Source organism: Thalassotalea sp. G20_0 (genome assembly GCF_017744175.1).
Taxonomy (GTDB): domain Bacteria; phylum Pseudomonadota; class Gammaproteobacteria; order Pseudomonadales; family Endozoicomonadaceae; genus Endozoicomonas.
In genome coordinates, this window is sequence record NZ_JAGHQV010000294.1 from 1 (window position 1) to 892 (window position 892).

An 892-nucleotide genomic window follows, 5' to 3' on the forward strand; every position below is an offset into this window, starting at 1 on the left:
AAAGATCCCCAGACTTTCAAAGGCTATTTTGCTAAGGCTAACACGTTCTTTTTAGCTGTAAATACCCAGCAGATTACAAATACCAGCTGCCTTACGAGCATGCTCAAATCGAAGACTCAGATAAAGGCGTTTGCAGAAGTCCCCGAGGAAAACATTCAGTCGCTTGCTGATAACCCATGCTTGAAACAAATAGCCTCCATGTGTAATGGCAAAGGCTTACCAAAAGATCAGGACGTGAAGGCCTTCCTGACCCTGCCCTGCTTGAAAGAGGGCTGGCAGGAGGGCAAAGACGAGGACGTTAAGGGCAAACCGCTCGACCGGGCACTGGTCATCAATATTTCCTCCATGTGTAATAGCAAAGGCTTACCGAAAGATAAGGACTTGAAGGCCTTCCTGACCCTGCCCTGCCTGAAAGAGGGCTGGCAGGAGGGCAAAGACAAGGACGTTAAGGGCAAACCGCTTGACCGGGCACTGGTCACCAATATTTCCTCCATGTGTAATGGCAAAGGCTTACCGAAAGATAAGGACGTGAAGACCTTCCTGACGCTGCCCTGCTTGAAAGAGGGCTGGCAGGAGGGCAATGACGAAGACGTTAAGGACAAACCGCTCGACCGGGCACTGGTCACCAATATTTCCTCCATGTGTTCCTCCAAATGCTTGCCGAAAGATCAGGACGTGAAGGCCTTCCTGACCCTGCCCTGCCTGAAAGAGGGCTGGCAGGAGGGCAAAGACGAGGACGTTAAGGGCAAACCGCTCGACCGGGCTCTGGTCACCAATATTTCCTCCATGTGTAATGGCAAAGGCTTACCGAAAGATCAGGACGTGAAGGCCTTCCTGACCCTGCCCTGCTTGAAAGAGGGCTGGCAGGAGGGCAAAGACGAGGACGTTAAGG

At 52.0% G+C, this 892-nt stretch carries 1 protein-coding gene; it reads left to right on the forward strand.

What is annotated here, in order from left to right:
• Window positions 1-99: 99 nt before the first annotated feature.
• Window positions 100-892, forward strand: a 793-nt coding sequence (locus J7438_RS26135; protein ID WP_209278952.1) for a hypothetical protein, incomplete at its 3' end; no start/stop codon positions are given.